This is a genomic window from Nitrospirae bacterium CG2_30_53_67 (genome assembly GCA_001873285.1).
Taxonomy (GTDB): domain Bacteria; phylum CG2-30-53-67; class CG2-30-53-67; order CG2-30-53-67; family CG2-30-53-67; genus CG2-30-53-67.
In genome coordinates, this window is the sequence record MNYV01000080.1 from 1 (window position 1) to 6,750 (window position 6,750).

Consider the following 6,750-nt stretch of genomic DNA (forward strand, 5'->3'; position numbering starts at 1 on the left):
CTATGCTTTTCACTTGGACCCTAAGCCCCTTGACCCCTCGGACCCTTGAGTTTTTAAAAAGCACTTCACTTGACCCCTGGAATCCTTGACCCCTTGACCCCTGATGTTTTCACCCACTCTTTTGGAGCTGATCCTCATTTTATAGGTTCTGATCCGATATAAAAAAAACCCCCGGCCTTTTCAGTTCGGGGGTATGTTATCGTAAATTCAGTGATCTTTCAATGGAAAATCTCGTTTGACTTTCCTCTGAGAAAACCGCTCAATTCATAATGTATTTCATGGGGTTTACATGAACACCGTTGACGATGACCTCATAATGGAGGTGCGGGCCCGTGCTGCGTCCGGTATTTCCAACGTAGGCAATGATATTACCCCGCTTGACGCGGTCTCCCACGCGTACGGCGATCTTGGAGTTGTGGCCATAGCGGGTGATGATCCCGTTTCCGTTATTGATCTCGAGCATTTTCCCGTACCCGTAGTCCTGGGTCACGAGTGTAACGATGCCGTCGCAGGGAGCGATCACGGAAGTGCCTGTTTGGGTTGCAATATCGAGCCCTTCATGCATGGCTCGATAACCCGTGAAGGAATCCGTCCTCGTCCCGAATCCGGAAGTGACCCACCCGTGAACCGGCCAGATGGATGGTGTGCCGGCCAGAATGGATTTCTGCTCGGAGAAGAATTCAATGAGTTCCTGGAAGCTGACCTCCTGCTTGGCCGTGGTCTGGCTCAATTCATTGAGATCCCGTGTAATCTCTGAGGAGAGGTCTGTCTGATACTCGTTGGGAAGCGAGGTTTTTGCCGGCCCGCCGATGCCCAGCAGGTATTTGTTGTTATGGGTTTTATCCAGATTGGCCATCACGCGCAGCTTATGGTCGAGGTCTTTCAGGGATTCAAGTTCTGTTTTGATCTGTTCCAGATTCCTTTTAAAGGCCTGCAACTGAAAACGCTGAACCGTATTCTCCTTGCGAAGGGAGTTGAATCCCTTCATCTGAATCTTCATCCGGGTATAGTCTAATAAAAAATAGAACGAGAGGGAGACCGCAACGATGGCGACCACCACGGCCGCCGAGATCATCTGAGCCGGGGTCGGGGCGGTGATCCTGATCTTACGGACCTTCGCCGTGGGGTCCGACATGATCATCATAGTATATTTTTTCATAGGCATACCTCTTCGCTGGTTCAAAAAAAAGGGGGAAATCAAGGAATTCAGATTACGGCATTGATTATCATATTGGAATTCCCTGTGTCAACCATTCATATCCCCGATTTATTCTGATTTCCCCGTCAGGTAAAATCATCTTTGTCTTGTTTATTATAGTATAACTTCTGTCAAAAAAATCTGTCAACAAATAAATTAGCTAATGGATTCAAAAGGATATTTCATGATATTTTATTTTTCTGCCGTCAATTTATTGTACAACCGTGAGAATCGGCCCTGGGTCTTTATCTGAAGAGGATCTCATTATCGCCTAAAATCACCAGGAAAGACCTTCTGCTTCAGACTTAGTGGTCAAAAAGCCTCCCTCTAATAACCCTGAAGAGGACAGCCTGAGCAAACCGGCTTGGACGTGCAATGTCTCTTTCCTGCAGAGACCAGCAGGGCATGGTATTCGTTGAACATCCGGACATCCGGCGCAAGGTTTTCCATGAAGAGGGACTGGATCTGATGATAGGATGCCTTATCCTCACACAGGCCGTGCCGGCTGAGGACCCTTCGGGTATAGGCATCCACCACGAAAACCGGCCTCCCCGCGGCGTACAGGAGGATGGAATCGGCGGTCTCCGGCCCTATTCCTTTAATATTTAAGAGCTTCTCCCTCAGGATCTCCGTTTTCCCCCTGAACATGGCCTTGAGATCCCCTCCGTATCCGGACATCATGAAATCCATAAAGGATTTAAGCCGGTCCGTCTTGATATTGAAGTATCCGGAAGACCTGATCAGACGTGAGAGGCGTTGACGGGAGACCTTGTGGAGGGCCTGGGGCGACAGGATCCCCTCTGCTTTCAGGTTGGTGATGGCCTTCTCCACATTTTTCCAGTTGGTGTTCTGGGTGAGGATGGCCCCGACGATCACCTCAAACCGGCTGTCTGCCGGCCACCAGTGCTGAGGGCCGTAATGGGCATAGAGGATCTTGTATATCCTTAACAGTCTTTGGGCAAGGTTCCTTTTCATCCCGGCACCTTGTTTAAAAAAATGTCCACCAGATCCGGGTCAAACTGGGATCCCCTGTTCTCTTTGATCTCTTCTATAACCTCTTCTTGAGACCGCCGTGACGTTGCCGCATCATGAAGCATGGCATCATAGGATTCGGTCAGGGCTATGATACGGGATGCGAATGGAATATGGTCTCCTTTGATCCCGTCCGGGTAGCCTTCGCCGTCAAAGCGTTCGTGATGGGATCGGACAATACGTTTGATGGCATCAAAACCTTCCACACTGCTCAGCATCCACTCCCCCTCTACAGGGTGCGCCCGGATGATGTCGACAGGCTTTTCCGTTCCGGTCCGCTTTGCGTTGAGGATCTCATCGGGAACGGAAATCAATCCGATATCATGGAGAAGACAGGCATTGCTAAGTTCCCTCTGCTCCTCCGGGCTGGAAATCCCGGCGTCTTTTGCCATTCCCATGGCCAGGTCCTTGACCCGTTCGGAATGGGAAAGGATATAATGGTCTTTCTTCTCCATGATCTTCGTCAGGACATGAATGAGGCTCTCCTGTTTTTTCTGGAGCTGGCACTCTCTATCCACGTCCCCGGTGACGTCCGAGAAGATCTCCACCCCGCCGATCAAGTCCCGATGGCTGTCTCGGATGGGCGCGGCGTTTACGGCGAGGACGATCTCCCTGCCGCTTCCGGTCCGGACCCGCACTTCCCGGCTAAACTGGGCTTCACCCGTTTCCATGGCCTTTTTTAGAAGGGTGTGCATTTCGCAGGATTCTCCGAAAAACTGGGCGCAGGTTTTGCCCAGGATTTCCTTCTCCTGGATTTTCAGGATATGCTGGACGGCCGGGTTATAAGAGAGGATCTGCTGCTTGGCATCCACCACCATCATGCCGGACGGAATCGATCCAAGGATGGTCTTGAGCAGGCTGGACTGCCCTTCAATGGTCTGCCTGCTCAGTTGAAACTGGAATTTTGCAAGATCCTCCTTGCGGCTCCCCGTGACGATGCTCTGTTTGAGGCGGTACTCGAGATCAGAGAGCAACCGGTTTTTCTCCTCGAGCATCCTCGTCTGGTCCTGGACAATCTTTTTTAATAGGTCAACCTCATTCATGAACGGACTCCGTTAAAAAAAACATCAATCAGCGGTTTCTTCTCCCACCCAGTCAAGATAGGGGGGAGAGCCTTTGACGATGGGAACGGCCACGATTTCGGGGACTTCATAACTATGAAGCTCCCTGACCCTCTGTTCGATCCGGTCGAAAAGCGCTAAACGGCTTTTGATGATCAGGAGAACCTCCTGCTCCTTTTGAACCTTCCCTTTCCACCTGAATATAGAGCGGATCTCCGGAAATATATTGGCGCACGCCGCCAGACGGGACCCCACCAGCTCCTTTGCAATGGTTTCCGCCTCCTCTCTTGAAGAGGCGGTGACAAAAACAGCGACATATCCGCTCATCCGTGCTTCCCCTTCGCGGCGCTCATGGCCTCATTATATACCTGTTTGAGAGGAACCTTCTGCTCGGAAGCCAGCCTGCGGCAGACCTCATACTCCGGGGAGAGGTTGACGGCCTCCATTCCCAGATAAGCGATCTTGACCGGAACCTCCCCATAAGGAGTCGCAACCCGGATCATTTTACGTTCAAGCTTCTCCCGTTCCACGCTGTAGCGGCGGACGCCGATAGCTGTGGTCTCCTGAAAAATAATATTAACCAGGGCATGCTCCATCCCTTCCGGAGAGAGGACGCTGATCCGTGTGGCAGGCCTCCCCTTTTTCATGATGATCGGGGTGAAAAAGACATCGAGCGCCCCTTCGGCAAAAAGGCGGTCCATGACGAACCCGTAAATTTCCGGGTTCATGTCGTCAATGTTGCTTTCAATCATCCAGCATCGGTCCTGGCGACGGGCCGGAATGTCTTCTTCCCCGATCAGGATGCGAAGACAGTTGGGCCAGCCGGGCAGGTCCGCCTTGCCCAGGCCATAGCCGATGCGTTCGATCTTCATGAGGGGCTGGACTGAAAAGTCCTGAGCCAGCCCGGCGAGGATGGCGGCGCCGGTGGGAGTGGTCAGCTCCATGGAAATTCCGCCGGCATAGGTGGGTTTCCCTTTCAGAAGAGAGAGGGTTGCCGGGGCCGGGACCGGGAGAATACCATGCTCGGTCTTCACGGTTCCGCTTCCTACATTGACAGGAGAGGCGGTGACACGGCGGATTCCCAGGCTTTCCATGCCGATAGCGGTACCTACAATATCAATGAGCGCGTCCACGGCACCGACCTCGTGGAAATGGACCGAAGAGATGTCCACGTTATGAACCTCGGATTCGGCCTTTCCTAACAACTGAAAGATCCGGTTGCTTTTTTCCTTCACCTCATGAGAAAGACTGCTTCCATTAATGAGGGAAAGGATCTCATGAAGGTTCCGGGCCGGCTGTGCCTTGTCTATGATCACATCGACTCGGTTCCCGGAGATGGAGCCGCGTTTTGAAGATTGAATCTCGATCCGGTACCCGGAAAGATTCAGCTTTTTCAATTCGGAGAAGAGGACCTCTTCTTTTAAGCCTGCATGGAGAAGGGCCCCGAGGGTCATGTCTCCGCTGATTCCCGAAAAACAATCCAGGTAGGCAATGCTCAAGAGAGATTCTCCTTACATTTGCGGGACAGTTTGAATCTAACATAGACCCCGGTGTTTCTCAAGGGAAAAGAAAAATCTCCGGGTGTTCCAGGCTCTTTGCCGACCGGCATAAGGCGCTCAGAGAGTGGTCTCTATTTTTTGCGATGGGATCAATAAAATCTTGACTTCAGTGATGATTGTGGGTATCAATATCTCATAAAGGTATGAAAGAAATGATCCAGGAACACCCGAAACTCCGTCCTCTGATGGTCTTTCCGATCAGCCAACCGGATGGAGGGGCCGCCATTTGTTTGAGAGATCCGGAAGGGTTCTCAGATGCCGCTTTGATGATTAATCATGCAACCTATCTGATGATGACGTTGATGGATGGGACGCGTGACGTGAGCGGCATCCAGGCGGATTTCATGCGGCAGACCCAAGTCATGATTCCCAGGGAGCAGATTGTTGACCTGATCGGGAAACTCCATCAGTATCTTTTTCTGGACGGCGAAGGATTCCGCCTGCACCGGAAGAGGATCGAAGAAGACTTTCTCCATGCAAGCGTCCGGCCTGCCGCACACAGCGGAACGGCCTATCCTCAAACGGCCGAAGAACTCTCCGGTTTTCTTACGGGATTTTTCAGCGCCCTGAAAGAATCAGCTCATCCGGACGGAACCGTCTCCGGAATCATCGCTCCGCATATGGATATCAGGGAGGCCGGAAGCTGTTATGCCTCCGCCTATGCCCGTCTAAAGGGGAGCGCCGCCTCCACCATGATTATCCTGGGGACTGCGCACGGGAGCATCGGGGAGAACCGGTATTCGATCTGCCCAAAAGATTTTGAAACGCCTCTGGGCGTGATCCCTTGCGATCAGGAGGGAATCGAGCAGATCCACGATGCCGCAGGAGTGGACTGGACACAAGGCCAGCTCGGCCACCGGATCGAACACTCTGTGGAATTTCAGGCGGTTTTTTTGCGGTATCTTTTCCCGGAGAGGGAGATCAAGATCATTCCGGTATTGTGCAACTCTTTTGCGGATCTCATGGATAGGCCCGAGGGTCCCATGTATGATGATTCCATCCGCCTCTTCGTTGAAACCCTGAAGGCTTTCCTGGCCCGGCGGAACGGCAAGGCAGCCCTGATCGCCGGGGCGGACCTGAGCCATGTAGGCCCGAAATTCGGGGATTCCATGCCCTTGACCGAGACCGACCTCGTCTCACTGAAAACCCATGACCTTTCATTGATCAGGCATGTTGAGGAGGGGGATGCTGAGGGGTTCTTCAAGGAGATACAAAAAGAGAGGGAAAGCCACAATGTCTGCGGCCTCCCCAACATCTATACCTTTCTCAAGATTATGGAGGGAGGGAAAGGCCGCCTTCTTGATTACGGCCAATTCTTCGAGCCGCCGACCTCATCCGCCGTAAGCTATGCCTCGCTGGTCTTCTAATCGTCCACTTTCCCGGCCTGGTCCGTCAGGTGACAGGGAGCCCCTTCAAGGATGAACGTGACCGTCATGCGATTCAGTTCCGTCCGAAATCATCCTCCAGGCGTTCGATATCGTCCTCTCCGAAGTAGTCCCCTTTTTGCACCTCGATGAAAATCAGATTACGGGTTCCGGGATTTAAGATCCGGTGTGCGGCGCCGCACGGGATATCCATGGATTCTCCGGCCGTGCGCGGGACCTCACGGCCGTTCAGGGTGACCACGGCCTCTCCGGTCACCACGTGCCAGTGTTCCGAACGGCGCCGGTGCCTCTGATAGCTCAGCCGCTTTCCGGGATAGACCGTGATTCGTTTGACCTTATGGTCTTCCCTGTCCGAATTGATCTTAGGAAATAAAGGCAAACCTGTCAATCATATAGTTGCGTGATCACAATCTTGTCCAGGAGAGCCACCGGGACATGAGGCTCTTGACCAGGGGGGTGAGGCGTGTCTTGTTGTAAAGATCGCCCGTCTGGCGGATAGCCTCTGCCTGTGTAGG

Annotated in this window: 7 protein-coding genes; 1 reads left to right on the top strand and 6 read right to left on the bottom strand. The window is 52.7% G+C overall.

Features of this window, described 5'->3' with window-relative positions; translation table 11 throughout:
* Window positions 1-259 precede the first annotated feature (259 nt).
* From AUK29_04765 to AUK29_04785, 5 genes are all read right to left on the bottom strand, one after another.
* Window positions 260-1,165, bottom strand: coding sequence for a hypothetical protein (locus tag AUK29_04765; protein ID OIP64337.1), 906 nt, complete (start codon window positions 1,163-1,165; stop codon window positions 260-262).
* A gap of 360 nt (window positions 1,166-1,525) precedes the next feature.
* On the bottom strand, window positions 1,526-2,173 hold the full coding sequence (locus AUK29_04770) for an endonuclease (GenBank protein ID OIP64338.1): 648 nt from the start codon (window positions 2,171-2,173) through the stop codon (window positions 1,526-1,528).
* Window positions 2,170-3,273: a hypothetical protein gene (locus AUK29_04775; protein ID OIP64339.1), complete on the bottom strand. Its 1,104-nt coding sequence runs from the start codon at window positions 3,271-3,273 to the stop codon at window positions 2,170-2,172. Before AUK29_04775 ends, AUK29_04770 begins: the two co-directional genes overlap by 4 nt.
* Before the next feature lie 24 nt (window positions 3,274-3,297).
* Window positions 3,298-3,618, bottom strand: a complete 321-nt coding sequence (locus tag AUK29_04780; GenBank protein OIP64340.1) for a hypothetical protein — start codon at window positions 3,616-3,618, stop codon at window positions 3,298-3,300.
* The gene (locus AUK29_04785) at window positions 3,615-4,790 is read right to left on the bottom strand and encodes a TIGR00299 family protein (GenBank protein OIP64341.1); all 1,176 of its coding nucleotides are present in this window, start codon (window positions 4,788-4,790) and stop codon (window positions 3,615-3,617) included. The genes AUK29_04780 and AUK29_04785 overlap by 4 nt, the downstream gene beginning before the upstream one ends.
* 203 nt (window positions 4,791-4,993) lie before the next feature.
* Here AUK29_04785 and AUK29_04790 point away from each other — a divergent pair, with 203 nt between their 5' ends.
* Window positions 4,994-6,217: an AmmeMemoRadiSam system protein B gene (locus AUK29_04790; protein OIP64342.1), complete on the top strand. Its 1,224-nt coding sequence runs from the start codon at window positions 4,994-4,996 to the stop codon at window positions 6,215-6,217.
* A gap of 73 nt (window positions 6,218-6,290) precedes the next feature.
* Here AUK29_04790 and AUK29_04795 read toward each other — a convergent pair whose 3' ends face one another.
* Complete coding sequence (locus AUK29_04795) at window positions 6,291-6,623, bottom strand: mannose-6-phosphate isomerase (protein ID OIP64343.1); 333 nt, start codon at window positions 6,621-6,623, stop codon at window positions 6,291-6,293.
* Between the last annotated feature and the right edge of the window lie 127 nt (window positions 6,624-6,750).